Origin of the sequence: Halobacillus faecis (assembly GCF_007991335.1) — a bacterium.
Classification (GTDB): domain Bacteria; phylum Bacillota; class Bacilli; order Bacillales; family Halobacillaceae; genus Halobacillus; species Halobacillus faecis.
In genome coordinates, this window is the sequence record NZ_BJYD01000006.1 from 219507 (window position 1) to 245772 (window position 26266).

The window sequence follows — 26266 nt, forward strand, 5'->3', positions numbered from 1 at the left end:
AACCAACGATGAAAAAAACATTTGCTGTCGTGGGACTTGGCCGTTTCGGCGGAAGCATCTGCAGAGAACTCAGCCGAGAGGGCATGGAAGTCCTCGCTCTCGACCTCGATGAAAACAAAGTCAATGAGTACCGAGAGATCGTTTCTCATGCCGTTATGGCTGATTCCACCGATGAACTCGTCCTCAAAGAATTGGGTTTCAGGAATATTGATCACGTCATCGTAGCCATCGGAGATAATATCCAGGCCAGTATGTTGACGACGTTGATTTTAAAGGAGATGGGCATACGAATGATTACCGTCAAAGCCCAGAACGATTACCATGAGAAAATACTGAACAAAATCGGTGCCGACCAAGTCGTCCACCCGGAAAGAGATATGGGAAAACGTATCGCGCATCACATCATTTCTGATAATATCCTCGATTATATCGAGCTATCTGATGATCACAGCGTCGTCGAGGTGAAAGCAGGAAGGAAGATGAGCGGAAAAACATTGATCGATTTAGATATCCGCGCCCAGTACGGGTGTAATATTGTAGCGATCAAAAGAGGCAAAGATGTCATCGTTTCTCCAATGGCGACCGAACAAGTCAATGCAAGTGACATATTGATTGTCATCGGAGCCGATAAAGACGTCAACCGCTTTGAGAAAAACCTCGTTGTCGAGGATTAATAAAAGCAGCAGCTGTCCAACAGCTGCTGCTTTTTTCAAGATTTTAATATCGCTTGATTGACTCGGGTGACCACGCCGTAAACCACCCTGAACATCAACGGAAACATAACAAGCCCCATCATGAAACGGAGCCAAAACTCTCCATCACCGGTTAGTATAGCAGCAGTGAACAAAAAGGTTGAAGCCATTATGTACAGACTGACAGCCATCCAATAGTACACAGTCATCAGCTTTGATTCTTAGTAAGGAGCGCCAAAAAAAAAAACGGAACGATGATTTTCATTAAACATGACCTCTATGATTACAAATCAAACGTTTTGCGAATCCTTTCTGCAACAACATGAGGTTCAAGTTCTGAATTATCGATCTTGATGTAATTCTTCTCGTTAATTTCACCATCTTTTGTATTCATCCGCAAACGGTCTATGGAAGCCATCATCCTCTCTTCCGATGCTTCCACATCTCTTTTCGAAGGTTTGTGCTCAAGCCTGTTCGTCGTACGGTTTCTCCTGATCCGTTCTTCCACATCCGCCTGCAGTTCCACGAAATACACTTCTCCTCCTTCACGTTGGAAGATGTCAACGATTGTTTCAACATAATCCCAATCTTCCTGCTTATTGAACGCCCAAATAAACGTAAAGATCATGCCATACTCATCACTTTTCGCATAAGTACGGAAGATTTCTGTTCTGAATAATTGAGATAAGTTCCACATCTCGTCACTGAATCCAAAAAAGGGCTGAAGTAGCTCAATGGTCATATGATTGTGAAAAAGCTTCAGCCCTGTTAATTTTTCTAATTCCTGTCCAACCGTCATTTTTCCGACAGCTTGAGGTCCAAATAATAAAACAAGTTTTATTTCTCTCACCTCTTTCCTTTGTAAAAATCCCTTTCATTCTAGAGGCCATTATTGATCGCTCCACCTGAAGTATCGTGAAGCAAGCACAATAGAAACGACCGCAATTCCTAGTAAAATCCCGATTTCGAGTCCGAATTCAGAGATAGGAGCCTCATTCCACGTGCCACGCAGCAATTGAATCACATAATATAATGGCAACACTTTGGCTACATACTGTAGAATCGTCGGCATCATCTCCATCGGAAATGTGGCACCAGAGAGAAAAAGCATTAAGTTTAGAAAAAGGGAGCTGATGGCCGCTGCTGACTGTGTATTTTTAGCTAGTGAAGTAACGAACAGGGCAAACGGGAAAAAGGCAAGAATACTGATGAATAGAGCCAAAAGCGTACTTCCAATATACATAGGAGTCTGAAGGTCGTACATGATCATACCGAAAACCATAAGTAATATAGCAGAAATAATGAAAATCACTGTCCCCTGCACCGTGTGGGCAGCGAGAATCTTCCATGGTTGAAGCGGTGTCGACTGATACCTGCGCAGGACCCCTGTTTCTCGATAGCCGGCAAGAACGGTTCCTAAAGTAAAAAACGAAGTGGTGACAATATTGACACCGATCCATGACGGGATGAAGACTTCAGCAAAAGTAAAAGGACCAGCCATGTCTCCACTGAACATCGAACCGAATAACCAGATCATCACCACAGGGAAAAGGAACGTCCAGAAAACACTGAGACGGTCACGGAAAAACATTTTAGTTTCCAAGTTTGCCAGCTTCATTACCGTATTCATCCGGTTTTCTCCTTTTCCAAGTATTGAACAAACAAGTCATCTAGCGAACCTCGCTCAAACTTGAAGTTCTTCAGTTCGATGTTCTCGTCATGGCAGTAGGTGAAAATTTGATAGGCGGTATGTTGGAGATTCTCACTGAACACTTTGAAGTTGCCCTCTTCTTTTTCCACCCTCACCACATCACTTAACGTCAACAGGTACTCATAAGGCATCCGTCCGCTTTCAAAAGCAATATAATGGGTCGCGACATCTTCCAGAAGAGCATCAGGGCTATTCAATGCTTTGAGCTCCCCGCTGTAAATCATCGCGACACGATCACAAAGTTTTTCCGCTTCCTCCATATAATGCGTCGTCACGACAATCGTGCTGCCACGATCTCTTAAGGTGCGAATCATCCCCCACATTTCACGTCTTGCATGGGGATCCAGGCCCATACTCGGTTCATCCAGAAACAACAACTCAGGCTGGTGCAACGTTGCCAAAGCAAGCGTGACCCGCTGTTTCCAACCACCAGAAAGGTCTTCAAAATGGACATTCAGTTTTTCTTCGAGGTCGAGCATACGAATCAATTGATCCTTTTGGGTCTTCCCTTTGTAAAAGCTTGAGAACAGGTCCAGCGCTTCTTTCACTTTCATCTTCTTCTGAATGGAGGTCGCCTGGAACTGCACGCCTATGCGGCGATTCAGTTCACGCAGCTGTTTCTCAGGATTCAGCCCCAGCACCTCTACTTCACCTGACGTTGGTTTCTGAATCCCTTCCAAAATTTCAAGTGTCGTCGTCTTTCCGGCTCCATTCGGTCCGATGATCCCGAAAATTTCTCCTTTGTTCACTGTAAATGAAAGGTTCTTAACTGCTTGAGTGACGCCGAATGACTTGGATAAGTTTTCAACCTGGATGACGTGTTTGATGATGACTGCCCCCTTCTTTCAAGTTTTATATATGTATCTACGCGTAGATATCAAAGAAGTTTCACAAGAAGTTTTATTGCCTCATGCCATCTACTTGATGATTTTTTAGACTTTTGCACGGGTTACGAAAATGAACCAACTCCGCCCACGTTAAAATGTAAAATCAGCACCTCACTATGTGTATTCCAATAGGGAGTTAATTTTTCTCTTTCTTCAAATTTTTCTTTAACCCAATCCCTATTGATGTACCGATCAGACCGCCGATACTGAGACCGATGATAAGACTCCAATCGATTCCCTCACCGTTCCATAAGCTAATTAGGGATATCCCTACAAGTACGCCGATCATCCAGCCAAACCAGGATTTAAAGAATCTTTCAATAAGAGTCACCCTTTCATTGGGCATGTGTCCCGTTTTCAAAGCACACTAGCGTTTTTTCTATATGGTTGCTAAAGCAGAGACGTCCAACTCTTCACTTTCAATGACAATGGCTGTCAAACCAGTCTCCGTTTTCGTTTCATGCCATTCGTCTTTTTCCCAATAGACGGCATCCCCACTTTTTACAGGAGTAAACCCTTCCTTTTCCCCTCTTACCAATCCTTCTCCTTCGACCACAAGCAAGAGCTGTGGAACAACAGCCTGATGGTACCCAATCACTCCATGCTTATCTAAATGCATACAGCCGATATGAGCATCTTTATGAGTCTTGGTTATGCGTGACATGATAAAATCCGATTGGAACTTTTCAATCTTTTTACCCGTTTCTTTTTTAAAGGAGTAAATATCCATGTTAACCTCCTGATCAAGTTCTATAAATAGATGAGATTCCTATAAATTCATGCAGTCGATTGTGAAACGTGTGGCATATATCTCGTGAAATAAGCGCCTAACATGAGGAGGACAATCGTGATCCCCCAACTAACGATGCCAAGACCATCCAACCAGTAAGCCATAAGGTTCAGTATAGCAATTGCGTAAAAACAGATGGATGTCAGCGCTGTTTTCCATCCCTTTATTCCTTCTTTCTTTCGCATATGTATGAATGCAGAAACTGATACCAATAGGGCTAAAAGCAATAAGCTAGAGAGCAGGATCTCCATCAAAATCAATCCTTTACTTAATAATTTTCTATATAAGCCGTAAACTGAATGGTAAATCCGACAAGAAGCAGAAGCCCAATAAGAAGACAACCAATATGGATGATCCTCTGTAATAACGTTTCTTCCTTCACTTTTTTAATCGTCACAAGCGGAAGCACTGTCAAGAGAACGCCAAATAGTAAAGCTAAATCCATAATTTCTCCCCTTTAGTGAAAACAATTGTCTTGGTTCTGAGTGTCTAACCCTGTCACGTTACCACTTTTAATACAACTTGTTTGGACTATTTCTGATTACAACTTCCAGTAGGGCGATCACCGCCATAGAAACGAATAACAAAAGGATCATGTTTTCGGCTGAACCTTGAACAGCATGGATAGTTGCAAGAATGAAGCCTCCATATAGAAAATATTTCAGCACGAGTCTCCTCTCCTTCTACTTCCTTACCTGTCGATCCGTCGGCATGACGATCGCAGCCACAAGGTAAATAAGCCAAGTCAATCCTCCTGTGAAAAATCCAGATACCACAACGATGATCCTCAGGACACTCACATCAATGTTAAACGTTTCACTGAGACCGCCGAGAACCCCTGACAACTGGCTTTCATTCGTGGAGCGATATAATTTTTTCATATCCTTCCCCTCCTTGGTCACTATTCGAAGATCCACTCAAAAAACGTGGTGACGTAGTACAAATTGAAAAAAAACACGACTTGCATACCTAAAAATAAAACCATGACTACCAGTGCCCGCTTCATCGTGGGCTGCTTCAATTGAAGATAGTACCCAATACCCCAGATCACATAGACCAGTAGAATACTAAGGTTTTCACCTACATAAGGATCTTCCTGTTCTACGAAATGGGTACCAAAATAAAGAAAAAATCCCCATGCTAAAAAAAGTACGAATAACATCAGATTAGTCATATGAACCTTTTGACGAATGTTAACCACTCCTTTGTTTAAGGTTGGCTGATCCCCATCGCAAGAAGAAGAAAGAACATCATGATCAGCACCCCGCCGTTTACTACAAATCCTGCCGTACCTGCGATGATTTTTTTAGATAGCACCGCACAGACGATGCCTATGATGGAAAGAGAACTTCCAACGATTACGACCAATGGCAGATTGACGTTTGGTCCCCGCACCAATAGGAATAAAATAAAGTTAACGAAAACCATCCCTAAGGACGTCCAAGCCCACTTATTCATATAATGTCTCCCCTTTACAAGTAATCAGCGTTTCAGCCTTCGTAATCCTAGTGAAGATCATCGTTGTAAGAAAAATCCATTTCTTATTTCATACGGTTGTTCCTCCCCGAGGGTTTCATTATTTATCAATAAAAAACATCCCCCTAAAAACGGGAGATGCTTTTACTTACTTTCTTCAGACCGATCAGCAAATAGATTTTCTTTCATCGCATAAATCGCCGCCTGTGTACGATCATGAACCTGCAGCTTGCTTAGAAGATTACTTACATGCGTTTTGACGGTTTTTTCTGTTATGTACAAGTCGCTCGCAATTTCTTTGTTGCTTTTCCCGAGCGTGATTTGAAAGAGCACATCTTTCTCCCTGTTCGTCAGCTTGAAATGAACGCCAGGCTCTTTCTTTTCCGCTCCACTGCTCATTTGCTCCAAAAGTAGATTCGTCGCTTTTGGGTGAAGCAGTTTCTCGCCTTTGGACGCGGCTCTGATTGTTTTCACAAGTTCATCGGGGTCGACATCTTTGAGCTGGTACCCGACAGCCCCGGCCTGCAAAGCGGGAATCACATGGTCTTGATCAGAATAGCTCGTCAGGACGACCACCTTTGCTCCCGGATGGGCTTCACGTAATTTTTTTGTCGCTTCTACTCCATCCATGACCGGCATCATCAAGTCCATCAGCACCACATCCGGCTTCCATTCTGCATACGCGTTCAATGCTTTTTCTCCATTTTCCACTTCACCGATAACCTCGATATCTCTCTGCGTATTGAGAAAAAATTTCAACCCTCTCAATACGACGAGGTGATCATCCACGAGCATCACTCTAATTTTCATGCTCACTACTCCTCTCCCTCCGATACGGTAAAAAGACATCAATCGTTGTGCCTGCACCCGGTTCGCTTCTCACAGAAAGTTTCCCACCTAAGAGTTCTGCCCGTTCTTTCATACTGGTCAGTCCGAGCGTCCGCCGATCGTCATCCGCTTCGATTTGAAATCCACTCCCATAATCCGTCACCGTCATGCCCGCTCCTCCTTCTGTATCAAAAAGGTGGACCATCACCTCTTTCGTATTCGCGTGTTTCGCGACATTGTTCATCGCTTCCTGACTAATACGCCATAGCGTTTCTTCTGCCTGACGCGACCAGTCAGGGAGACGTTCCATATCAAACTGAACACAGAGCCCAAGGTGCTCGCCATATTTCTTCATAGCTGATAGCAATCCCTCTTCCAGCCCCACCGGGCGCAACTGCCATATTAAGGAGCGCATTTCTTTCAAAGACTGCTGTGACATGGACCACATGTCATCCATCAATTCTCCAAGAGACGAGTCGTACTTGGACACCATTTCCTTCGCGCCTTTAGCCGTCAAAGATAAGGAGAAAAGTTTCTGATTCACTGAATCGTGCAAATCACGGGCCAGTCGTTTCCGCTCTTCATGAAGCAGCAACTCCTGTCGTTTCTCTTTTAGATTGATATTTTCATAAACGAGCGACAAATGCCGTCCCAGTGCGATCAGAAATTCATCATCACTAGGTTGAAATGAAGTGCTCTCTTGTGGTTGGATCCAAACGGCACCTCGAACCCCTTTTTCTCTGGTGATTGGTATAACTGCAAAATCCTCTTGGAGTCTCACCTCACCCGACATCACGAAAGCAGGCTTCGTACCTAGCTGATTTTCTATGTAACAACCAACCGAAGACCAGCCGAAAGTCTTTTGTCCTTCCCTCTGTAAAATCTCCCGCAATTCATAAAAGTCATCCGCAGACCATAAAAAACCGGCCAGCTGGTTCAATTTTTCAAAGCTTTCTGCACGCCTCCGCTCGTCTTGATACAAACGTGTCCTGCGTATGGCTGTACCAATTTGGAACCCTAGCGATTGAAGCAGCGTCAATTCTTCCTGAGAGAATTTTTCCTTTCGAGGGGAAGCAACATTCAACAAACCGAAAGATTCTTCCCCATCTCCAAGCGGAATTGTGGCATGGTGGGTAATCCCATTCGTGTCCCCCCAGGCATGCTGGATGGCTTCATTCAGTCGTTTACATTCAATGATGTTGACCGGCTGATTCAGCTTCCCATTGCGATAACGGCTCAAGCAGTAACAATCTCCACTGCACATCGGCTTATAGTCCCCCCATGATAAAGCAGGAGGAAGTCCATGATGCGCAGCGAGTACATATTCTTCTGAGTGATCAAGGAGAAACACCCAACCTGCATCCAGTTTCGTCAATTCCAGCAACTTTTCCAGTACGGTCTGAAGCATCGTCGTCATGTCGTTACAACGGTTAAGCGTTTCAGCAATGACTTTCATAATGTTCAATTCTTCTACCCGTTCATATCCACTCATTGTTCCACCCCCTATTGTCGAATTATAAAGTAACACCCATTCAACTACTCTTCACGTTCAGAAAACGAACAGCCATAAATTCCGCCAACAATAGATCGAGCTTCTCTTCCATCTCCACTCTCAAACGATCCCCTTCAAAATGTTCCGGATCAAAAATCAGCTGTCCTGGAGCCACAGCTGCGTAAAGTCCACGTCCAACGGTGCGCATCTGGTTCAGCGCATTGATGCCGCCTTTCCCACCTCCGGAAACAGCAAGCAGCAATGTGGGTTTCCCTTTAAATTGTGAGCCACTTAAAAACTCGAGCGCATTTTTTAACGCGCCACTCATACCATTATGATATTCCGGCGATACCCATATAAAACCATCCGCTTCCGCGACAATTCTCCGCAGCCACTGGACAGAAGGGTGTTTTTCCTGTGACTCTTCTCCATTAAATAAAGGGAGATCCAGCCTACTTAAGTCGACCAGCGTTCCATTCAATTTATGCTCTAGTGCCTGAGCGACAACCTTTGTCCGTCCATTCTTCCTCGGCGTTCCACTAAAAATCACGATACTCATTATTCATAACCTCCTTACTTATTAGGTTATGGGAAAAAGCAACAACTTGAATCCGAGAATGGAAGGAAGATCATCTACACCATTGGACCGAAAACATGCGTTCGTTTATAGAGATAGGAAATCATCCGGTTGAATGGATGGAGCCGGCGGAAGGGGTTGAACATCCCCGCCTTCTCCTGGAGGGAGGGGACGGATGTGGATGCTAGCATAAAAGAGTTCGAAGAAAGCTTTTCTGGACATGAACGTGGTTTCTTCATTTACAACCAAGTAGACGTTTTCCCTGTCCTCCCCATAATAGATGTGGATCAGTTCTTCATCTCCGAAGTCCAACGTTCCTAGTTTCTCTCTTTTCGTCCATTCACCTTTAACAGGGGCCGCTCCATAGATTCCCTCCATAATCGTCACCATCTCTTTGATGGATTCGACCTCTACTTTTCTTTTCATCTCAGAATCATGAAGAATGATGGTTGATGGAACTTGGATGAGATCTACGTCCCTAGACTGCTCTAAAGCCTCCTCTTTGACGAGAAAAGCATCGACAGGCATGGCACCAAGCAGTAAAAAAATAATGACGAGGGTCAACTTCTTCATCCACTCACCCTTTCTGGGATTTTATACAAAAAACACTTGAACCTTCATGGATCCAAGCGTCTCTCGCTGCTATTTTTTGAATAAGGACATGATTTTACCGAGGGTTCCACGGGAATGTTTGACCGAATGTTCCAATCGTTCATTGAACTCGCTTTGAGAGCGCCACTCTTTCTTCTGTTCTTCGCGCATCTCCCGGATTTCATTTTGGAGAAACTCCGACTTTTCCTGTTCTTCACGCAACAGTTCTTCATATTGTTCTTTCTGCTGCTGCATCATCTTATCCATTTTCGTATGCGTCTTTTGTGAAAAATTCCCGACTCCGGAGCTGATCACATGGTGATCCTGTTTTAAACGGGATACAGTCGTTTTCAGTTCAGCCATATCATTTTTCAACTGGACGTTCATTTCTCTTGAGGCCGCAAGCTCACTGGCAAGGAAACGGAACATCTCTTTCATCTGATCGGAATCCTGCATCTCCGTTCCGTCATATGTATCGGAAAGGGCGAGTTCGCGAGACTCATAGCCTGCGAGAAGCTCCTTCTGTTCTTCTACAATTTCTTTAATTTTATCTTCTTTCGGCATTTCTGTATCACGGATTTTTATGAGAGCCTCGACATCTGACCTCACAAAGATCCGTCGGTCGCCGTCTTTGAAAAACTCATACCCGTTCTGTTCCAAAAGCTGCCCATACCGTCTGACCGTGGTTGTGGCGATCCCGACTTCTTCAGCTACTTCCTTTGTAGAGAAAGCGCGTTCGTTCGGTTGTATATCGTGTCGCATATCGGGCCTCCTTTTCTATCTATGAAATGGTTAACAAACTTCACTACTTCTATTATAAGAGTTTTTCGACTTTCTGCCCATCCACATTCCGTTTTATTTTTCCCCTATTAATCTTCTTTGTTTGACTTGATTCCTAAGAATTTCTCCATACGAATGTCCGCCCACTTGCTTCCGTTCCAATACGTGAAATCCGGAATTCTAGCAATTTCTTTATACCCAAGGTTCCTGTAAAGCTTCTGGGCCTTTTCATTAAATTCAAACACGCCGAGCTCCACCCGGTCTAATCCCTTCTCTTTGATTCGATCCTCCAGGTACATCATGGCTTCGAATCCTATTCCTTTCCCTCTACCAGCTGCCTCCCCAATGGTAATTCCAATCCAGGCTGTATCCTGTTCTTTTTTATGTAGATGACCAGGGTTGATCATGTAATTCATTTCTCCAACAAGTTCATCATTCATATAGATAAGGAAAATCTCATGATTCTTCAACCGCTGTTTCAAATTTTCGGTTGTCACTTCATACCTTTTCTCCAAGGCGTCTTGATCCGGATTCGGCCGAACCATCGGAATGAGCGATGTATCATTTTCCCACCGATCATATGCCGATGCGATCTGTGACGTTGGCTCAGTCAGCTTTTTAAATGTAACTTCCATGACTACTTCCCCCTTTCACTACATAACTCCCATGATTTTATCCGCCAAATTTCCCATGCTATAGTTTTTCGGAGTGTTTTCTATATATATGGGAGTCTCTATCAAATCCTTGTACTTCTATTAAAACATATCCCAACCCTTTCAAGCATAGATTCATTGGTTTACAATAAGATGAGCTTGAACATCAGGAGGTCGAATGTGAGGAAAACAACACTCATGATCCTTATGCTTCTTACCGTTCTCACCGGTTGCATGAATGAATCAATGAATAAGGATGCTCAGGAAAAAAAGAAAGAGGAGAACAGCCAGTCCTATACCGCTGACAACGTCTATCAGTGGCTCCATGAGTCGAACTTGCTGGAAGGAGAAAAGGAGCCTTTGCCGGATAGCGTCAAGGAACACGGCCAATTCGTGAACGGCTACTCTATAGGAGATATCGACATCATCGAATATGAAACCGCTGAAGGAACAGAGCATCTTAAAGATCACCCGATCGCGCTCGTCCATGAGAATATCGTTCTCATGTTCCTTGGCCAGATGTCACAAAAAGATAGCTTTCAAGCTGTCCTCGAAGCAAGAAAGCCCCTTGATGGGCTTTATAGAGGCTACTTTAACTCTGCAGAACAACAGTCTTTTGTCCGTCAATTCCGAGATGAGTCAACCAATGGATTCAAAGAAACGGTCCACCATTTTTACAAGCTGGAAGATTCATTGAAGTCTGATACGTTCACAAGGTTCATGTATCAAAAAGAGGTGACATGGAAAGGGACACTTGTCCAAACTTCCCCTGATCTTCTCGTTGTCTATGCAGGCGACGCTTACAATGGAGAGAATTGGCTGAATATCAAAACGAACAGCACAGAGATGCTGCCCTACACCTTTGTCGTTGAAACCAAGAACCTTGAGAGACAATCATTGGAGTTTAATGTGGTGAGAGGAGACACCATTACTGTCAAAGGGCAGATCAATAAGCAGGGATCTTTAAAGAAGGAGACTCATTGGGGAATGGAGAACGGATTGGTCATTCAATAAGGGGTTCAGACAATTGTAGAACCCCTTTACAAAAAACACATCCCTTTAATCATAGGCATGAGATGGTCAAGATTCATGCCATTATTACAACCCTCCCAAATATCCTCTTTATGGAACGGGTACAGGGACGAACTCGAACAGATACGCAAAAAACAATACAAATGCCATAAAGGAAACGATCAGCTTACGCTTTCTGAATTCGATGATAGCAAATAATGCAATGCCTACTATGGTTAAACCATAGAAAACAAAATCGAACCAACGCTCTTCTATATAGAAAATTTTCACTGTATATAATAGCCAGTAAAAAACCACTGCATAAAGGTACCACATTGTATGTTTAGACTCTTTTTTCTCATCTGTCATGGCTACTCCCCCACAAAGGAAAAATGGTTGCATCTTTTTTATGTCGTTTTCATTTTCCCTTTCTCAAACGAATCATGATCCATCCGTGTATTGGTGAAAATGCGGCTTGCTGAAATAAACAGCCGTAAGCAAAAAGAAGAGCGAAGCAAGCACACCTGTTGCAGCCTGGTTCATGAATAGAGAAATGGGAATAACAATCGATGCCAATAGAAAAAAGATTTTCTTCATATTTTGCCCCTTTCCTCTTTCCCTTTTGAAAATGATTTACTCTCCTATAACTCACCGACTTCGCAAGAGGGTTCCTTCGCTTCTCCTCTAAAAAGCCAAGTAGTCTTGAAGGTGATTAGATGTGAAATTATGTAAAGGGAACCCTAAAGGGAAGGACGCTCTACATCCATCGTATTTGCAAGAAGGATGTAAAAGAAGAAAGAGATCGGGAATGTAACAATAAATAAAAGACGAATGGCCATAGGATAAAGACCCATCGAATCAGCAATGCCTGCACAAACCCCATGCAACGAATGGTTCGTGACGGATCTTTTCATTGTTCAATCCCCCTTTACACCCATACACACCATATCGATCTTCTCGATCATACCGACCCTTCCCCCTGTTCATATATTTTTCTCGCATCCGCCTTTTTCTGCGCCTGCCACGTCCGAATCATATTGGGAACCCCGACACTCATACTGACCAATAAACTCCACATCACGTACCGCCATTCTCCTGTAAATAAGGCAACCACAATAAAAAAGGCGAGCTGTCCCACAAGGGCAAACCATGAGGCAATCCAGGCAAACGTCAGGTTTTCTTTCATCCCATCCCCACTCTCTTATGGTAAATGATTCCTTTTACTCATCGTATCACAAAAATAGTGAATCAGAACAAAAAAAGCCACTGAATCTTTTCAGTGACTTTTATGATTTTCACCACCAATATGGATAATAATACGGCCACCACCTGCGGATTCCCCAAAACGGAAAGCCGAACAGCCCGAACGGTCCAAAGAATGGGAAAAACAGACGACTCTCTTCCTGGTTGAGGCTCCTATTCTGTCCCTGCTGGCTGGTCGGCATGAGTAGATTCATTTGGTTTTGATCATAGCTGTGCAGCAGTCCTGTATGTGTCTGCCCATCAGCCATTTCAATTTGTACCATTTGATAAAGGTTTTGCCTACAGAAGTCATGAACATTTTGAGGCTGGCTGCTACTTCCCTGCATCTGTGGGCTCCCTGTATTATTCACCACATCACCCTCCTTTAACTCCTCACATTTTATGCTGGGAGCCCAGGAAGGTGATAGAAAAACAAAGACCGAGCGCAAGATTTATCCAGGTTTTTAAAAGCTTGCCTCCTAGGTAACAGAGTGTTTCTGTCATGTGGAATGATGTCAAGATTCGTTTATCTTTTCAACCTTCCCTGCCTTCCCTCGAGGAGGCTGGCTGTCCAATACTTCACCCTCCAGCCAAATGTTGTAAGCTTTATCTTTTTCAATTGTGCCTTGTTCAACAGTCACTATAATTTCTTGTACATTCAACTTTCCTTCTTCATTCCTCACAAGGACTTGTTTGGAAGAAATGATATCGATTGCGGTACCTCTGATATCTGGAGATCGATCATAATTTTCTGCAGGACCACATGAGGTCAATAGAAAAACGAATAGGAACAGCATGAATAACCGCATAAATCCTCCTTATAGAAAAAGATTTCTCAAGTACAGCACACCATAGATGACTCCTCCCAGAAACCCAATAAATAAACCAACCATGATAAATCCATAGGTGAACCCTTTAATCATGGAAATGAAATCAAGCGCCATGTTTTCTAATGTATTTAAAATAAATCTCATGTGACGACTCCTTCTCTATTGCCAGTTCATAAATGCCTTCCAAAGCTTTTTCCACTTTTGTTCCATAGGCTTCTCTGATTCCGAACGTTGTTTCTGCCATTCATTGTAACTTGCAATCCCGATCAGAACGAGCCCGGCAATCAATAGGTAGACCCACCATGGAAGGTTGCCCCAGTACGGGCGCGTCTGGTAGATGATGTTAAAAATAAGCACACCCATCCCAATAAGGAAATAAGATTTGATTCGGAGCTGCATGCCGGCAACCATCGAGGTGAGCGACAATCCTCCGATGATCCAGGCATCCCAGATGGTGTGGCTCTGGATGGCATCAAGGACAAGATAGCCTGAGATGAAAAGCAAGGCAGCGAACTGAACATAGTTCATCGTCTCCGCAGCCGCAGACCATATGTTTTTCCTGACAAACAGAAGGACAAACAAAACCGGCAGCGTCTGTATTTCCGCAATGATTAAATCAGGAATGTAGTCATTATGTGCAGCAACGATCATCAAATAAGCGCCGTACAAACTGGCTGCCGTACCTGTATAAAAGACGTTCTGAATATATTTTTCGGAACACTTCTTTCCACCAAGATAAAACCACAAGCTGAGCAGCACAACAGGAAGAACGCGTATCCACACACTTTCATCCCACAAGGTGTACAAATTTAAATAGCCGATATATAAAAGTGCCGTCCATGTATAGGCATCAGCATTGATTCCAGGGCCGAAAAGTCTTTTTTGCAAAACCTTTCCTGCTCCAAGAAGTAGAACGATTCCTAAAGCCAGCACAACGATCATGTCCACATCCGTCCAAAACACCCGGAGTTTCTCCCATAACCCGAAGGTGAGGACCAATGGGACGAAGCGGACGATCGGCCATGGTCTCTGATGCAGGAAGAAAAGGTTGAAAACGGTGTAGGCAAGCACCAGCATCCATTCTCCCTCCGCTTCAAAAGGAACGTCACTGATGATGACGAACAGACCTAAAATGGAAAATGGAATGATGTACCACTCCATCCGTTTTTTCCACTGGGCAGAAACGAAGAACCAGACAAGCGCATACAAGAAGCTGCTGGCTAAAAACGCATACTCATAAGGAATTTCAACCCACCCTAGTTCTTTCGGAAGCGTGACAACGAAGAGGTATCCCGTTGTCAATGCAGCATACAGCATGGTTTTTGTTCCAGATTCTCTACCTGCTTTCAAAGTGCTGAAGACGTACACCGTTAATGGAATGATCAACAACACAGGATGTACATTCTCCGTTCCCAGCTGATCCAATAGAATAAGCAGGACAATGAACGGCTGAACGAGATGTCCCAGTAAATAGAAATGAGGACGCATCCCTTTCGATTTTCGCTCTCCCCATTCTCCGACGGCAATCAAGAGCACAGGAGCGAAGACCATATACATCAGTATGTTAGAAAATGAATCGATACGCAGTGGACTGATCAATGATGTATAAAAACCAAGGGATGCGACAGAAACGAAACTCCAGTAGCACGTTTTATTTGAGTAGCGGACAAGCAGGTACATCATCCCGATGCCTGTAATCAACAGGAGCGGCCTTACAAGGATTGGATCAACTCCATCATCTACGAGCAGGAGCAGCATGGCAGCTACGTAAGTCCCCTGGGCGATATAAAAAGTCGACATCTCAAAGTCGCCTTCTTTCGCCTTTTTCCATAAAAAGTGAAGACCAAGAAGAAGTCCGCCTGTCAAAGCCATATGGAAGGAAATCGAATACCCTTCGCTGTAGGCAGGCACCCACTCAAGAAATTTTTGATAAAAGATGACGGAAGCAGCGAGCAATCCAGACGGAAGCGTCCAGACTGCCGTACGCTTCCTATCGTCATGTGAATCACTCTTTTTCACGAAAAAGGCAAGCAGACTGACGATGAGCAGCATGAGGGCACTATACCCGTACTGCAGGTCATAGAGAGCGAAGTATAAACACCCCGTCAACACAAATAAAGACGTGTAAAGGTTGCTATCCTTCAGTTCCCGCAGCCACTTGACTTTTGTCCAGATTCCTCCGTATAAAAAGAGGAGAGATGCAGCTGTGAACAAAAAGAAATACCAAGGTCCTACTTTTATTAAATCCCATAGCTGTGCCGCAGAAACAAAAAAGAACAAAGATGCGAAATAAGGAAAAATCACATGGTTTGTCACATTGGCTAAGACAAGATAATTGACCATGATCACAAGGTAGGCCACGAGCAAGAGCCATGAACTGCTTTCGTCCTTGATCAGAATGCTCTCATATGTGATGTAGATGAACGCTAATAAGGAAACCACTCCGCTCGTCCATCGGAATACCTTTTCAATGAAAGTATGGCTCCGGAACGTGAATGCAAATCCGAGATAAATCAGTCCAATCAGCGCATATACGAGTGAATCCACAGCATATAACGGAGTATTCTCTACAAGTTGGTACACGGCATACACAAGCATCACAGAAAAGACAAACTGGTACTCCTTCGTCTTGTAAACAAAAACCATCGCCATATAAACACTTGCTGTCAGCAGCAGATTAAAACTGTAAAAAACCTCATTTTCATAGAAAAACAGCATCAACAATGTGGAAATGACTATATTTAACTGGGCGAACAAAGGCACCTCTTTGATGAATAACTCGAGGTGGTTCCTATTTTTCAATGTGATATATGCGAAAAGCAATCCGGCATTGTACAACATCAAGCCAAGATAAAAAGCATCGAGAGATAACGGGAGAGCTCCAAGTAGGAACCCTACGGAAAGCGACAGAAATAAGAGGGCAATCCATACATAAAGGCGCGAACGATGGACAAATGCGTGCCTTAGGTATAAAGGAAGTGGAATCGCCGTCCCCATCAACCCGAGCAGGTGCCTTCCTTCCCCATCCAAGGATAAATAGGGGCCAAAAAGCTCAAAGTACCCAATGGCCACAATGATAATGGGAATAAGCAGGCTTCCGAGTGTTAAAAATGCGAAAGCCGTCTGCTTGATTTTCAAAAATCGACCGGTCCCATAGCTTAGAGTGAAGAAAAAGAGGGACACACAGGAAATGGAAACGACCTTCGTCGCAGCTCCCATCTGATCCCACTGACTTGTCGCAACGATTAAGCCTGTGATCAGCAGGATGGAAACCCCTAAGATCAGAGTCCAAGTGATGTTCCGTTCCCGTATTTGTTCCGGCGTGCGTTCCTTTTTCTTTTTATCAGGCTTCGGTTTCGGCTTTGGTTTTGGCTTCGGCTGTGTGGTTGATTGGGTTTGAACCTCTTCCGTTCCCATCTTTCGACCGGGCTCTGGAGATTCATAGTCTGCCAGATACGCCCCCTGCGCCTGCATCAGTTTTGAGAATTCTTGGTCGGTTATGTACCCATTTTCCTTCAGGTGATTCAATTGTTCACGGAATACTGTCTGTTTCTCTTCCTTTGACAAGGCTGTCATTTCTTTTCCCTCCCCCTCTTGTTATCATAGTGTAATATTACACTTAAACCTTCATTTCTTCAACATTCTTCCATTAAAAAAGAAGGTTGCCCACTTCTGGAGCAACCACTACCTTATTTCAACCAAATACTTAAGAGGAGTCCACTCCCCATCTAAGACCATGGCTACTTTTTCTGCAGCTTCAGGGACTTCATACGTCGATTCTGATATAATTTTTGGTTTTCCTTTAGCAGATACGCTGTTCAACCCATCCACTTCCACCAACAGGCCAACCAGCCACAGCTGCCACTTTTTCATCTTCCCCATGGAAACACTGAACTTACATTTTTTGTAATTACATAGTAACATACTTGAAATATTATCCTAGTCTTCCATTCTATTTGCTTATGATTTCCTCCAAGGTTCGATCAAGCGTCGGATATTGAAAAGTGAATCCCTCTTCTTCTAATCTTTGCGGGATCACCCATCTGCTCTTCAATACAAGCTCAGTTTCCGTTCGAATGAGGGCCGAACCAATTTCAAGCATCCACTTCGGTGCAGGCAGCCCGAAAGACCGGTCAGACTTTTCCCGGAGAAGGCGCATCAGTTCTTCATTGGTGACAGGGTTTGGAGAAGAACAGTTAAAGACTCCTTCTAACTCTTGATTCTCCTTTATAAACAGGCAGATCCGGAAGAGGTCTTCCACATGGATCCAGCTGAACATCTGCTTGCCAGAACCCTGAGGACCACCGAGCCCAAATCTCACCAAGTTTTTATAAGGAGTCATCACACCGCCTTCATCTCCTAACACGATGGCTGTCCGGAGTGCGGCTTTTCGCGTATCAGGCGTGCGGAAAGCGAAAAAGTTTTCTTCCCAATTCGTAGCCACATCCACGGAAAATCCAGTCCCGATTTCTCCTTCTTCTTCCGTCATCGGACGATCCTCCGCGTGACGATAGATGGTGGCCGTACTTGAGTTCAGCCAGACTTCCGGTGGATGATCGCATTTTTGAACCGCTTCTCCAAGGATATTCGTAGTGACGACTCTTGATATCATGATCTCATTCTTGTTTTTAGCGTTATAACGGCAGTTGACCGATTTCCCTGCAAGATTGATGAGGATGTCCGCGCCATCAATAGCCTCGATGATAAGCTCTTGATCCTCCCAATGAATGTACCCTTTCCTTCTGGAGATGACTTCCACCTCATACCCCAGGTCCTTGAATCTTTTTTGAAAATATTCTCCTATAAAACCGGTCCCTCCAGCCAGGACAACTTTTTTCATTTCGAAAGACTCCCTTCTTAGCGTTTATTTCTTCTTCTATCCATTCTACGGAGTCCCCGTTTATTTGTACAATTTTCCAATGCAAGTGAACGACTACTAGAAACCACTGACCTCTTCTTTCGTGCCACATACCTCCCAGTCCATGACAGATCACCCCTTCCCATCTATACTGACAATAGAAAGACAGACGGGAGGCAGAGGGAGAATGAAACTGATTATAGATATCAATGAATCGTATGATGAAACAAAGGTAACCGTGGAGTGTAAGGAAATCGACCCATCCATTAGAAAAATCCTTGATGCTTTGGAGGAGAAGAAACAAGACTTGGTGATCGGAGATCGAGCGGATCGTCAGCACCTGCTCAAGCCCATAGACATCGAGTATTTTTACACAGAAAAAGAAATCGTCCATGCCGCTCATAAGGATGGGCCGTACAAATTAAAAGAAAAGCTTTATGAACTGCAAGACGCGCTGCCTTCCGACCAATTCATCCGTATTTCAAAATCCGTCCTCGCTAATGTATATAAAATCAGTCATTTTGAGCCCTCTTTCCATGGCACGTTGGTCGTTCATTTTCATTCCGGCAGCAAAGAGTACGCGTCCAGGCATTATGTAAAAGAAATCAAAAACACGTTAAAAATGAACAGGAGGAAAGAAAAATGAAAACATTTTTATTCAGAAGCATGGTCGGCATTTTCTTCGGTGCATTTCTCGCGATTCTTATGACGTTCGCTGTCATTTGGTTCGGGGATGTGCAAACACTCTCGGGTAATGCCTTTATCCGAAATTCGATTGGCAGTATGTTCTGTGGCTGGTTTTTCTCTGTAACGCCTTTATATTTTGAGATCCCAACACTCAAACTCTGGCAGCAAACTCTTTTACATTTCCTTACCGTCTCGCTGCTCTATTTCATCATCAGCTTCGGCATTGGATGGATCCCCTTTCAATTAACAGCTGCCCTCTTATCCATCCTTTCATTTTTGCTCATTTATTTGATCATATGGATCGGCTTCTATCTTTATTTCAGGTCCGAATCTAAGAAGTTGAATGAGGAATTGAATCAACTCCAATAAAAAAACGACGACAACCTTTGTAAGGTTGTCGCCGTTTTTATCCTCCATCAGGAAGAGGTCGCAAGTAGGTCCCCATCTTCTTCATAGTGGTCGAGTACAGCATCTACATAATAAATATCTCCATAACAAGCATCGTACTGTTCAGCTTCTTTACGGATACAGCTGTATTTACCTGTATGTTTTAATTCTTCATATTTCTTGGAGGAAAATTCAATGGCTAATTCCTGCGTATATTCCCCACCATGGTTCATGACAAAATCAATAAACCCTGCACCAAAATTGTATGATTGAAGCGCTAGTTTCACATCGCCATCAGCACGTTCCAATGTCTTTGCGAAATAAGCAACCCCTTGCTCGATAGACTTTTCAGGATTGTTAATACAGCCAACTTCCCCACAATGGGATTCTGACGCCTGCATCGGATCGTCTCCACGTCCACCTGACTCCTGGGTCATCAAAGCGAGCAATATTTCCTTGTATTCCCTGATCCCTTCCTGTTCCGCGTACGTTTCAACTTCATCTTCATACTGCAGCACTTGCTGAGGGAGGTCCGGTTCTTTTTCGACCTTTGTTGAGCTGCTGAACATTCCATCCCCAAGCTGACTTTTCAGGGTTAAGAAAACGAGTCCGAGTAGAAAGACGGGGAGAAGGAAGGCTCCCCATGAGCGGCCTATGTTTCTATTATTCTTTTTATTCACCCTTCTCCTCCTCTCTTCGAAGCTATTCTATTTATATCTTACCATTTTCTGTTTGAAAGCACCGTTTATAAGCATCCAATAGAGCCGATTGGAAACGACGTATTTCCTCTTCATCTAGTCAGTACCCTTTTTCATACCCCAGGATTGCTTATTGCACAAAAAAACCGCCACAAAATGTGACGGCTATTGCTTTTCTTCCAAATAGATGAATTCCGGCTCGGGGTGACTTAAAAATTCATGATGTGAAATCGTCCATGCATAAGCACCAGCATAATCAAAAATCACTACATCTCCCGCTCTCAGTTCTTCTACATATTCACTTTTCACAAGAACATCATTCGGTGTACATAACTCTCCGGCGATGGTCACTTCCGCACCCTTCATACCCGGCCTTTCATAGGGGGCTTCCCATTCCTCGATAGGATGAACCCGGAAAGGGTGACTCATTTTCCAGGCAGCAGGGAGTCGAAGGTGATGGGAGCCGCCCCGGATGAGGGCAAAATGATGATCATGGTTAGCCTTTACATCGATGACCTCCGTCACATAGGATCCGGCAGCGGCCGTCATGTACCTTCCAAGTTCAAGCACTAAAGTCAGCCCGTCCATTTGGGATTCCATTTTATGAAGTCCTGAAGTGAATAAACTCCAATCAAACGCCTCTTCCGGATTCCAATAATTGATGCCAATGCCTCCTCCGACATCGACCGTGTGGATGTCCAATTCAAAGCGGTTCTGCCAACTTTTCGCTTTTTCCAAACACATGGACACAAATTGCACATGAGCCTCAGCATTCAAGTTGTTGGACATGGCATGAAAGTGAAAACCTTCCACTCTTACATGATCCATCTGAAGCGCCTTTTGTATGATCTGTGGTACTTCACGTTCATCAACACCGAATTGAGTCGGAACGCCGGACATCATATGATGACTTTCCGGGACATCACGACTCAAATTGACGCGGATCAAGACCGGGGTGACAGCTCCTCTTTCTTTTGAAAGCCATTCAATGCGATTTAAGTCATGGAAACTTTCAACGTTAATGGCTTCCACTCCTGCATCAATCGCTTCCTCTATTTCTTCCTGTTTCTTTGCAGGGGCTCCAAAAAGCACTGTTTTTTCTTGATGCACTTTATGCAACTCCCCGCCCGAAGCAACTTCAAATCCATCCACAATCGGGGCGAGAGTTCCTAGAATACGTGGATCAGGATTCGCTTTCACCGCATAAAAAAGCCGGCAAAAAGCCGGGAGACCGCTTTTTAACGTGTTCACATGCTTTCGTAATCGACCTAAATCATAAACATAAGCACAAATGGGCCTCCCATGTACTCGTTTTTTATTTTCAATATACTGATCAATTCTCATGACTACATCCTCACTCTTTCTTCAAGCTAAAGGGTTTGGCACTTCGGTGTACGCATCCCCTCTACTATTGCTCAGTCTCATTTGGGTCAAGGACTTATGCATGACCCACGGCTGGAATAGGAACGTTCGATCTTCCGCCACTTGGCCCGCCAAATCATTCGCCAGTTCCAAACGATCCAGTTCTTCCTGTACCACTCTTTTTACTTCCATCCAAAATGTTTCTCCCGCTAGTCCGGAATACCGCACAAGCTGACGGATGATTTCTCCCAAATGGTTTTGAAAGACAGTGTAATACAGTTTGTTATGCATCGAAGAAAGGTCATTCGTCACACTGACCGAATCTGCAGCGAACTTTGGGGAGATCCCCTGTTTGCGAAGGCGTTCCGGATAAACCCTCGCTCCGCCCCAGTCCCGGAAAAAGAAGCGGGTTAAACGGCCATTCTTAAATACAGGAACACTGTTCTGAAGATGTCCTTCCAGTGCCACTCCATACTTGACCATCATCGTCATATAACCTGGCAGCACTTTTTTTATATAATGACAGAAAAACTCGTTGGCCGCCTGGGTCCGATTAAGGTGATGTTTCGTCTGAAATTCCTGGACCAGCTCATGCAGGATTGTCAAGCCACTAATCGGGGACTTGGCGTACAAGCTCATTCCAGCAACTGCGACTTCTCCTTCTTCCAGGTGCGGCTGGAGAGATTCCCGGACTAACATCGTCAAATTACGGCTTTTTAACCGCTCCTCAGACCGGAAAGCAGCTCCACCCCATTCATTTAAGGGGACAAAGAAGCGCAAATGGGACTCTCTTTCTTTAATATCTTGTATCATTTTTGAAAAAACGGTAGCATTCATCGCTGTCTGTGTAGAAATCGAACGGACGGTCGACGTCATCTGGCTGTTTACAGCAAGCTTTAGCACAGGTGCGTCTTTCCTTTTAGGAGCTACCGTCCGGAACGAAGAAGTCGCCTCTACATTCATAGGTCGTGAAGATAAAAGGATCACTTCTTCATCTTCAATCTCCTTTTGGTAAATCTCCGGTATGGCATGGTCGTACTGCCAAGGGTGGACAGGCAAAATCGTGTACAGACTCTTCTCGTATCCCAGCTCCTTTAATTCCTTGTGTCCAGCCTCAACGCTTTCTGGAAAACTGGATTCAAACGTTGCTCCTGTACTCAATATCAAGGACTTCTTCACGGCCGCCATGCGGATCGGAAACGTCTGATGAAATTCTGGGGAGTATCGGAACGTATCTTCATAGGTCAGTCCGATTTTCGTCTTGGCCCCAGGATGAAGGTGGTGCCCATCAACGACAAGCTGTTCGAAAAATAGATGAGCGTCTTCCCCTTTTTTCAACACATAGTCGATGGATGTATTCACATCCATACTGGCAGCTTCTGTGCGAACGGTCTGCTTCCATTCCTCATGAATAGTTAGAGCGAGGGCAAGGTTTGCCGTTCCATTATTCAACTCCTGGACAAAAGTGTCGCGATTTGGGTAGTCCTCTTTTTTAAACAAAAGAAAGACGAGCTCTGAGGCGGAAGATACGGCGCGAAGTCCTCGCTCCTCAATCAGCAAAGGTACATCGACTTCGACAAAGCGGAAAGCCGATTGATGGATGACCGGAAATAAGAGTTTGTTCCCCTGCTTTTGCACAAGTAAATAAGTTCGGTCATTCTCCAATAGTGATTCTTTACCTGCATGAATCGTACTACATAGATGAGCTACACCGTCCTCCAGGATGTCAGCACCCGAATAAACATCATCAATATTCTCCCGAATAATCGAATTCGCAAGCTTCAATAAGATTCCTTTTCTTGCTTCTGCAGAGCAGTCCCAAAAACGGTCGGCATAGGCAGGATAAGCCCTTTTCAAGAATTGATAGGCCTGGTCTTCTTCTTTATGTAAGCCGGGCCACGACTTCATACGTTCAGTTAAGGGCAGAATCATGTTGTTTCACCTCTCTTCTTTTGGCAAAAGGATGAGGAATTTCCACATAAAGGTTGTCGGTATATTGATCAGACAAACGCATTTTCACAAGAGCCTTCATCTTCGTGGGCTTTGTAAGAATTTCCTCTTTATCAAGTAATGCTTCTGCTGGTATTTGTTTATCCTCTTTCATTTGTTTATATGTTTCGTGGATCACATGCTCTACATAACTCCACATCTTTTCTTCCTTTGCAGCAGTTCGTCGGGCGAGTGCTACGATGATCTCTCCTAAATGATTATGAAAAAGCGCATGGGAGAACACATCTAATAACTCAGACCGCTCTTTTGTTAGTAGATTTGTACTTGGGTCGATTGGCTGCTCATCAAAATATTGTTCTAAGCGGTCATTCAGGATCCGGATGCCACCGTAATCACGGAGTACCGCCTTTTCCGGCTTTCCTTTTTTAAAAATAACAACACAATTTTGGAGATGAGCTTCCATACTGATACCATATTTCGTAATCAATGTAAGCACACCGGGCAGCACCGTCTTCGCATAGTCATAGATGAACGATTCGTATGAAGGGTACGCCTCCGCTACTTCTTCTACGATCAGTTTTCCTGAAAACGGAGAAGGCGCGAGCAAAGAAGCCGCCGGAATCGCAACTTCATCAATCACCAAATCACGTTCTGGATTTTCTCGTAGAATCGCCGCTGCGTTTTTTTGCAGGAAATTCTCGTGCTCTTTTTGAGCAGGCTTATAATGAATACCGACTTCCTCCCCTATGACGGATAATGATTGGGATAGTCCATGATCTCGACTAAAGACCGTTTGTAAGAGTCGCGATAAAGTAGGACCATTTTTTGTCGATGCTGCTGAAACGGTCCGCACCGCACTTGTCATTTGTACATTGACAGCGGTTTTGATGTGATGCTTGAACCGATCGTCTAGCGGTGCCAGCGACCGGAAAGAAATTAGTGCAGATGTAGGGATGCTGACTTCTTTAACCGGAAGTAGTAATTTTTCTTTTAAATCATCCTTATAATATTTTGTGATGGTATGTTCCCATTGCCATGGATGGATCGGAATCATTTCATAGTCTTCCGCATCTAAGTCATGATTTTCACAGGTGAGTTGAACAGCTTTATTTAACTCCGGGTACTCTTGCAAAAGGATGGACTTCGTGCTCTCACCGTTTTTGGAAGTCATATGATATCGATCTTTATGAACGAGCAGTGGCAGGACATCGGGCTTCCCTTCCCATTCCGGTGCGTACCGGGCGACATCTTCAGGCGTCACGCCCATTCTCGTTCGGCTGCAAGGGTGGATGGTATGCCCTTGAATCACCCACTGCTCAAGAAAGTTCAACGGGCTCTTGAGAGTAGCTGCATAGGATAACGCATCTTCTGCCAGGTTTTCGATTTGTCTTTTTCTATGCTCCGCTACTGTAAGTGCCAAAGCCAGGTTCGTCACACTGTTGAGGACTTCTTTATAAAAATCAGGTTGATTATTTCCCGGGAAAAGCAGTTCTAAGCAAGTTTCGGATTTATCGACTAAGATTTGATTTCCATCCCGATTCAGAAAGCGGATATCACCATCAATATCGATGTGATGAAATATGTAAAGATTAGCTACAGGTACGTGAAGTTCTCCACTGGTTAAGAAAAGAACCAATGTCTTTCCCTCGTTTCTCCATTCAAAAGGGACGACACGCTCCCGAAAAATCGCTTGTATGAATTGATGTAAAGTGAGGAGATCCGCTTTATTCATATATTCTAAAAATGTGGATTCATAACCCGGTAACTTCTTTTGTATTACATTCATGGCTTCCATTGTATTCACCTCCATGGAGGAATGATGTAGCATTGTGAACTTGCCTATTCCCTAAATCCGTGGATCGTAATCGACCCCTCTTGTGCCCATGACCTTAGCTTACTCCCAAGTCCATGTCCATTATGCTTCTTAAGTTGTTGTATGGATGGTTTTATTTTATAATTGAAAACAGTTATCAGCAAAAATAAAGCTTACTAACGGGAGACATCGATATGAAACGAGTATTTGAACAAATTCAGAACGACCATCGCATCTTTGTTGGTTCTGAGTACAAGGACCGTTCTCATTACAAAGTCGATGACCTCATACAAGATAAAGATGCGATGAAAGCATTACTGGAAATACAAAAAGATCAGTTGGGTGCCCCTAACATGGCCATTACTGGTTTATTGTTCGGGAAAATGTATTCTGTGCTCACAATGGGATTGTTCGAGACGATGATCAAGCACGGCGTCATTATTGATGCAAGCCCTGAAAACATCAGCATTGAACTAAAAGAAAAAAATGCGATGAATTACATGGTTGACGATTCAGCTTTTCACAAGATGGCGGACTTGCCGGAACACAAAGTGAAAGAATACGTTCATACTTTCATAACCCAGCACTTGCAGCCATTGTTCCAAACCGTTGCACAAGTGTCCAAGTGCAAGACGACACATATGCGTTCCATCGTCTCTCACAACCTTCACCAACGAAAATGTGCACTTGTGAAAGAACAGGCAGATGAATGGACAGAGACCGTTTTCCGCTGGTTCACCACCCATGAACTGTTCAAGGAAAACCGGAGGAACCCTCTCCATTTCAAGTTCCGCTTTTACCAGGCGGATAACGGAAAAGAAACCTACGTCAGACGTCACTGCTGCATGAAATATATGCTGCACGATGCTGATAAATCCAAATGCTGTCCCACCTGCCCCCTTATTCCAGACGAAGAGCGCGACGACAGGATCAAATAAAGCCCGAGCTAAA

At 44.0% G+C, this 26266-nt stretch carries 37 protein-coding genes; 5 read left to right on the forward strand and 32 right to left on the reverse strand.

What is annotated here, in order from left to right:
• Positions 1-8 precede the first annotated feature (8 nt).
• Positions 9-674 (forward strand): potassium channel family protein, encoded by a 666-nt coding sequence (locus tag HFA01_RS04950; protein ID WP_146813820.1) that lies wholly within the window; start codon positions 9-11, stop codon positions 672-674.
• A 35-nt stretch (positions 675-709) separates the two neighbouring features.
• Here HFA01_RS04950 and HFA01_RS04955 read toward each other — a convergent pair whose 3' ends face one another.
• The 18 genes from HFA01_RS04955 to HFA01_RS05030 all read right to left on the reverse strand — a co-directional run bounded on the left by HFA01_RS04955 (position 710) and on the right by HFA01_RS05030 (position 10459).
• The gene (locus HFA01_RS04955) at positions 710-901 is read right to left on the reverse strand and encodes a hypothetical protein (protein WP_146813822.1); all 192 of its coding nucleotides are present in this window, start codon (positions 899-901) and stop codon (positions 710-712) included.
• A 74-nt stretch (positions 902-975) separates the two neighbouring features.
• Positions 976-1533 (reverse strand): DEAD/DEAH box helicase family protein, encoded by a 558-nt coding sequence (locus HFA01_RS04960; RefSeq protein WP_146814007.1) that lies wholly within the window; start codon positions 1531-1533, stop codon positions 976-978.
• Between the two features lie 48 nt (positions 1534-1581).
• Positions 1582-2322: an ABC transporter permease gene (locus HFA01_RS04965; protein WP_146813824.1), complete on the reverse strand. Its 741-nt coding sequence runs from the start codon at positions 2320-2322 to the stop codon at positions 1582-1584.
• A complete protein-coding gene (locus HFA01_RS04970) occupies positions 2319-3230 on the reverse strand; it encodes an ABC transporter ATP-binding protein (RefSeq protein WP_146813826.1) in 912 nt (303 codons plus the stop codon). Before HFA01_RS04970 ends, HFA01_RS04965 begins: the two co-directional genes overlap by 4 nt.
• A gap of 196 nt (positions 3231-3426) precedes the next feature.
• Complete coding sequence (locus tag HFA01_RS04975; RefSeq protein WP_146813828.1) at positions 3427-3636, reverse strand: hypothetical protein; 210 nt, start codon at positions 3634-3636, stop codon at positions 3427-3429.
• 33 nt (positions 3637-3669) lie between these two features.
• Positions 3670-4020 carry a cupin domain-containing protein gene (locus HFA01_RS04980; protein WP_146813830.1) on the reverse strand — a complete coding sequence of 117 codons (351 nt, stop codon included), beginning with the start codon at positions 4018-4020 and terminating at the stop codon, positions 3670-3672.
• A 47-nt stretch (positions 4021-4067) separates the two neighbouring features.
• A complete protein-coding gene (locus HFA01_RS04985; RefSeq protein WP_146813832.1) occupies positions 4068-4334 on the reverse strand; it encodes a hypothetical protein in 267 nt (88 codons plus the stop codon).
• 14 nt (positions 4335-4348) lie between these two features.
• Positions 4349-4525 (reverse strand): hypothetical protein, encoded by a 177-nt coding sequence (locus HFA01_RS18820; protein WP_167506166.1) that lies wholly within the window; start codon positions 4523-4525, stop codon positions 4349-4351.
• Positions 4526-4592: 67 nt separating this feature from the next.
• Complete coding sequence (locus HFA01_RS18825) at positions 4593-4748, reverse strand: hypothetical protein (RefSeq protein ID WP_167506167.1); 156 nt, start codon at positions 4746-4748, stop codon at positions 4593-4595.
• A gap of 15 nt (positions 4749-4763) precedes the next feature.
• Entirely contained in the window at positions 4764-4961 is a 198-nt protein-coding gene (locus HFA01_RS04990; protein ID WP_146813834.1) for a PspC domain-containing protein, read from the reverse strand.
• Positions 4962-4981: 20 nt separating this feature from the next.
• Entirely contained in the window at positions 4982-5254 is a 273-nt protein-coding gene (locus tag HFA01_RS04995) for a hypothetical protein (RefSeq protein WP_146813836.1), read from the reverse strand.
• 35 nt (positions 5255-5289) lie between these two features.
• On the reverse strand, positions 5290-5538 hold the full coding sequence (locus tag HFA01_RS05000; protein ID WP_146813838.1) for a hypothetical protein: 249 nt from the start codon (positions 5536-5538) through the stop codon (positions 5290-5292).
• A 162-nt stretch (positions 5539-5700) separates the two neighbouring features.
• Entirely contained in the window at positions 5701-6366 is a 666-nt protein-coding gene (locus tag HFA01_RS05005; RefSeq protein WP_146813840.1) for a response regulator, read from the reverse strand.
• Positions 6356-7876: a GAF domain-containing sensor histidine kinase gene (locus HFA01_RS05010; RefSeq protein WP_146813842.1), complete on the reverse strand. Its 1521-nt coding sequence runs from the start codon at positions 7874-7876 to the stop codon at positions 6356-6358. The genes HFA01_RS05005 and HFA01_RS05010 overlap by 11 nt, the downstream gene beginning before the upstream one ends.
• A 40-nt stretch (positions 7877-7916) precedes the next feature.
• The gene (locus HFA01_RS05015; RefSeq protein ID WP_146813844.1) at positions 7917-8435 is read right to left on the reverse strand and encodes an NADPH-dependent FMN reductase; all 519 of its coding nucleotides are present in this window, start codon (positions 8433-8435) and stop codon (positions 7917-7919) included.
• A 105-nt stretch (positions 8436-8540) separates the two neighbouring features.
• On the reverse strand, positions 8541-9026 hold the full coding sequence (locus HFA01_RS05020; protein WP_146813846.1) for a hypothetical protein: 486 nt from the start codon (positions 9024-9026) through the stop codon (positions 8541-8543).
• A gap of 69 nt (positions 9027-9095) precedes the next feature.
• Entirely contained in the window at positions 9096-9806 is a 711-nt protein-coding gene (locus HFA01_RS05025; protein ID WP_146813849.1) for a helix-turn-helix transcriptional regulator, read from the reverse strand.
• Between the two features lie 107 nt (positions 9807-9913).
• Complete coding sequence (locus HFA01_RS05030; RefSeq protein WP_146813851.1) at positions 9914-10459, reverse strand: GNAT family N-acetyltransferase; 546 nt, start codon at positions 10457-10459, stop codon at positions 9914-9916.
• A gap of 198 nt (positions 10460-10657) precedes the next feature.
• On the opposite strand from HFA01_RS05030, the gene HFA01_RS05035 reads away from it, so the two are divergent.
• Positions 10658-11491: a hypothetical protein gene (locus HFA01_RS05035; RefSeq protein WP_146813853.1), complete on the forward strand. Its 834-nt coding sequence runs from the start codon at positions 10658-10660 to the stop codon at positions 11489-11491.
• A gap of 108 nt (positions 11492-11599) precedes the next feature.
• Here HFA01_RS05035 and HFA01_RS05040 read toward each other — a convergent pair whose 3' ends face one another.
• The 10 genes from HFA01_RS05040 to HFA01_RS05075 all read right to left on the reverse strand — a co-directional run bounded on the left by HFA01_RS05040 (position 11600) and on the right by HFA01_RS05075 (position 18400).
• Positions 11600-11857 carry a hypothetical protein gene (locus HFA01_RS05040; RefSeq protein WP_146813855.1) on the reverse strand — a complete coding sequence of 86 codons (258 nt, stop codon included), beginning with the start codon at positions 11855-11857 and terminating at the stop codon, positions 11600-11602.
• Between the two features lie 72 nt (positions 11858-11929).
• Positions 11930-12085, reverse strand: a complete 156-nt coding sequence (locus HFA01_RS18830; RefSeq protein ID WP_167506168.1) for a hypothetical protein — start codon at positions 12083-12085, stop codon at positions 11930-11932.
• A gap of 143 nt (positions 12086-12228) precedes the next feature.
• Positions 12229-12402, reverse strand: coding sequence for a PspC domain-containing protein (locus tag HFA01_RS05045; protein WP_146813858.1), 174 nt, complete (start codon positions 12400-12402; stop codon positions 12229-12231).
• Positions 12403-12449: 47 nt separating this feature from the next.
• Positions 12450-12674 carry a hypothetical protein gene (locus HFA01_RS05050; RefSeq protein WP_146813860.1) on the reverse strand — a complete coding sequence of 75 codons (225 nt, stop codon included), beginning with the start codon at positions 12672-12674 and terminating at the stop codon, positions 12450-12452.
• Positions 12675-12783: 109 nt separating this feature from the next.
• Complete coding sequence (locus HFA01_RS05055; RefSeq protein WP_146813862.1) at positions 12784-13101, reverse strand: LSm family protein; 318 nt, start codon at positions 13099-13101, stop codon at positions 12784-12786.
• A 144-nt stretch (positions 13102-13245) separates the two neighbouring features.
• Positions 13246-13539, reverse strand: a complete 294-nt coding sequence (locus HFA01_RS05060; RefSeq protein WP_146813864.1) for a hypothetical protein — start codon at positions 13537-13539, stop codon at positions 13246-13248.
• A 9-nt stretch (positions 13540-13548) separates the two neighbouring features.
• The gene (locus HFA01_RS18835) at positions 13549-13704 is read right to left on the reverse strand and encodes a hypothetical protein (RefSeq protein ID WP_167506169.1); all 156 of its coding nucleotides are present in this window, start codon (positions 13702-13704) and stop codon (positions 13549-13551) included.
• Between the two features lie 15 nt (positions 13705-13719).
• Positions 13720-17136 carry a hypothetical protein gene (locus tag HFA01_RS05065; RefSeq protein WP_146813866.1) on the reverse strand — a complete coding sequence of 1139 codons (3417 nt, stop codon included), beginning with the start codon at positions 17134-17136 and terminating at the stop codon, positions 13720-13722.
• 108 nt (positions 17137-17244) lie between these two features.
• Positions 17245-17484 (reverse strand): hypothetical protein, encoded by a 240-nt coding sequence (locus HFA01_RS05070; RefSeq protein ID WP_146813868.1) that lies wholly within the window; start codon positions 17482-17484, stop codon positions 17245-17247.
• Between the two features lie 28 nt (positions 17485-17512).
• The gene (locus tag HFA01_RS05075) at positions 17513-18400 is read right to left on the reverse strand and encodes a TIGR01777 family oxidoreductase (protein WP_146813870.1); all 888 of its coding nucleotides are present in this window, start codon (positions 18398-18400) and stop codon (positions 17513-17515) included.
• Positions 18401-18605: 205 nt separating this feature from the next.
• On the opposite strand from HFA01_RS05075, the gene HFA01_RS05080 reads away from it, so the two are divergent.
• Both HFA01_RS05080 and HFA01_RS05085 read left to right on the forward strand, forming a co-directional pair.
• Positions 18606-19064 (forward strand): LytTR family DNA-binding domain-containing protein, encoded by a 459-nt coding sequence (locus tag HFA01_RS05080; RefSeq protein ID WP_146813872.1) that lies wholly within the window; start codon positions 18606-18608, stop codon positions 19062-19064.
• The gene (locus tag HFA01_RS05085) at positions 19061-19474 is read left to right on the forward strand and encodes a DUF3021 domain-containing protein (protein WP_146813874.1); all 414 of its coding nucleotides are present in this window, start codon (positions 19061-19063) and stop codon (positions 19472-19474) included. The genes HFA01_RS05080 and HFA01_RS05085 overlap by 4 nt, the downstream gene beginning before the upstream one ends.
• Before the next feature lie 47 nt (positions 19475-19521).
• On the opposite strand, the gene HFA01_RS05090 is transcribed toward HFA01_RS05085, so the two are convergent.
• From HFA01_RS05090 to HFA01_RS05105, 4 genes are all read right to left on the reverse strand, one after another.
• On the reverse strand, positions 19522-20172 hold the full coding sequence (locus HFA01_RS05090) for a lysozyme family protein (protein WP_246139275.1): 651 nt from the start codon (positions 20170-20172) through the stop codon (positions 19522-19524).
• A gap of 183 nt (positions 20173-20355) precedes the next feature.
• Positions 20356-21534, reverse strand: a complete 1179-nt coding sequence (locus tag HFA01_RS05095) for a type III PLP-dependent enzyme (RefSeq protein ID WP_146813876.1) — start codon at positions 21532-21534, stop codon at positions 20356-20358.
• Positions 21535-21555: 21 nt separating this feature from the next.
• Entirely contained in the window at positions 21556-23484 is a 1929-nt protein-coding gene (locus HFA01_RS05100) for an IucA/IucC family protein (protein ID WP_246139276.1), read from the reverse strand.
• Entirely contained in the window at positions 23465-25297 is a 1833-nt protein-coding gene (locus tag HFA01_RS05105; RefSeq protein WP_167506170.1) for an IucA/IucC family protein, read from the reverse strand. Before HFA01_RS05105 ends, HFA01_RS05100 begins: the two co-directional genes overlap by 20 nt.
• A gap of 212 nt (positions 25298-25509) precedes the next feature.
• On the opposite strand from HFA01_RS05105, the gene HFA01_RS05110 reads away from it, so the two are divergent.
• Positions 25510-26253 (forward strand): IucA/IucC family C-terminal-domain containing protein, encoded by a 744-nt coding sequence (locus tag HFA01_RS05110; protein ID WP_146813880.1) that lies wholly within the window; start codon positions 25510-25512, stop codon positions 26251-26253.
• Positions 26254-26266 lie beyond the last annotated feature (13 nt).

Bases quoted from the DNA above. Each gene is read 5' to 3' on its own strand.
- HFA01_RS05075 (WP_146813870.1), bottom strand. From the start codon at position 18,400: ATGAAAAAAGTTGTCCTGGCTGGAGGGACCGGTTTTATAGGAGAATAT.
- HFA01_RS05060 (WP_146813864.1), bottom strand. From the start codon at position 13,539: ATGCGGTTATTCATGCTGTTCCTATTCGTTTTTCTATTGACCTCATGT.
- HFA01_RS05095 (WP_146813876.1), bottom strand. From the start codon at position 21,534: ATGAGAATTGATCAGTATATTGAAAATAAAAAACGAGTACATGGGAGG.
- HFA01_RS04995 (WP_146813836.1), bottom strand. From the start codon at position 5,254: ATGACTAATCTGATGTTATTCGTACTTTTTTTAGCATGGGGATTTTTT.
- HFA01_RS05025 (WP_146813849.1), bottom strand. From the start codon at position 9,806: ATGCGACACGATATACAACCGAACGAACGCGCTTTCTCTACAAAGGAA.
- HFA01_RS18835 (WP_167506169.1), bottom strand. From the start codon at position 13,704: ATGAGATTTATTTTAAATACATTAGAAAACATGGCGCTTGATTTCATT.
- HFA01_RS05105 (WP_167506170.1), bottom strand. From the start codon at position 25,297: ATGGAAGCCATGAATGTAATACAAAAGAAGTTACCGGGTTATGAATCC.
- HFA01_RS05020 (WP_146813846.1), bottom strand. From the start codon at position 9,026: ATGAAGAAGTTGACCCTCGTCATTATTTTTTTACTGCTTGGTGCCATG.
- HFA01_RS04965 (WP_146813824.1), bottom strand. From the start codon at position 2,322: ATGAATACGGTAATGAAGCTGGCAAACTTGGAAACTAAAATGTTTTTC.
- HFA01_RS05030 (WP_146813851.1), bottom strand. From the start codon at position 10,459: ATGGAAGTTACATTTAAAAAGCTGACTGAGCCAACGTCACAGATCGCA.
- HFA01_RS05085 (WP_146813874.1), top strand. From the start codon at position 19,061: ATGAAAACATTTTTATTCAGAAGCATGGTCGGCATTTTCTTCGGTGCA.
- HFA01_RS04990 (WP_146813834.1), bottom strand. From the start codon at position 4,961: ATGAAAAAATTATATCGCTCCACGAATGAAAGCCAGTTGTCAGGGGTT.
- HFA01_RS05005 (WP_146813840.1), bottom strand. From the start codon at position 6,366: ATGAAAATTAGAGTGATGCTCGTGGATGATCACCTCGTCGTATTGAGA.
- HFA01_RS05045 (WP_146813858.1), bottom strand. From the start codon at position 12,402: ATGAAAAGATCCGTCACGAACCATTCGTTGCATGGGGTTTGTGCAGGC.
- HFA01_RS05070 (WP_146813868.1), bottom strand. From the start codon at position 17,484: ATGTTACTATGTAATTACAAAAAATGTAAGTTCAGTGTTTCCATGGGG.
- HFA01_RS05000 (WP_146813838.1), bottom strand. From the start codon at position 5,538: ATGAATAAGTGGGCTTGGACGTCCTTAGGGATGGTTTTCGTTAACTTT.
- HFA01_RS05065 (WP_146813866.1), bottom strand. From the start codon at position 17,136: ATGACAGCCTTGTCAAAGGAAGAGAAACAGACAGTATTCCGTGAACAA.
- HFA01_RS18820 (WP_167506166.1), bottom strand. From the start codon at position 4,525: ATGGATTTAGCTTTACTATTTGGCGTTCTCTTGACAGTGCTTCCGCTT.
- HFA01_RS04950 (WP_146813820.1), top strand. From the start codon at position 9: ATGAAAAAAACATTTGCTGTCGTGGGACTTGGCCGTTTCGGCGGAAGC.
- HFA01_RS04980 (WP_146813830.1), bottom strand. From the start codon at position 4,020: ATGGATATTTACTCCTTTAAAAAAGAAACGGGTAAAAAGATTGAAAAG.
- HFA01_RS05040 (WP_146813855.1), bottom strand. From the start codon at position 11,857: ATGACAGATGAGAAAAAAGAGTCTAAACATACAATGTGGTACCTTTAT.
- HFA01_RS18830 (WP_167506168.1), bottom strand. From the start codon at position 12,085: ATGAAGAAAATCTTTTTTCTATTGGCATCGATTGTTATTCCCATTTCT.
- HFA01_RS04975 (WP_146813828.1), bottom strand. From the start codon at position 3,636: ATGCCCAATGAAAGGGTGACTCTTATTGAAAGATTCTTTAAATCCTGG.
- HFA01_RS05100 (WP_246139276.1), bottom strand. From the start codon at position 23,484: ATGATTCTGCCCTTAACTGAACGTATGAAGTCGTGGCCCGGCTTACAT.
- HFA01_RS05110 (WP_146813880.1), top strand. From the start codon at position 25,510: ATGAAACGAGTATTTGAACAAATTCAGAACGACCATCGCATCTTTGTT.
- HFA01_RS05050 (WP_146813860.1), bottom strand. From the start codon at position 12,674: ATGAAAGAAAACCTGACGTTTGCCTGGATTGCCTCATGGTTTGCCCTT.
- HFA01_RS05080 (WP_146813872.1), top strand. From the start codon at position 18,606: ATGAAACTGATTATAGATATCAATGAATCGTATGATGAAACAAAGGTA.
- HFA01_RS05015 (WP_146813844.1), bottom strand. From the start codon at position 8,435: ATGAGTATCGTGATTTTTAGTGGAACGCCGAGGAAGAATGGACGGACA.
- HFA01_RS05010 (WP_146813842.1), bottom strand. From the start codon at position 7,876: ATGAGTGGATATGAACGGGTAGAAGAATTGAACATTATGAAAGTCATT.
- HFA01_RS04955 (WP_146813822.1), bottom strand. From the start codon at position 901: ATGACTGTGTACTATTGGATGGCTGTCAGTCTGTACATAATGGCTTCA.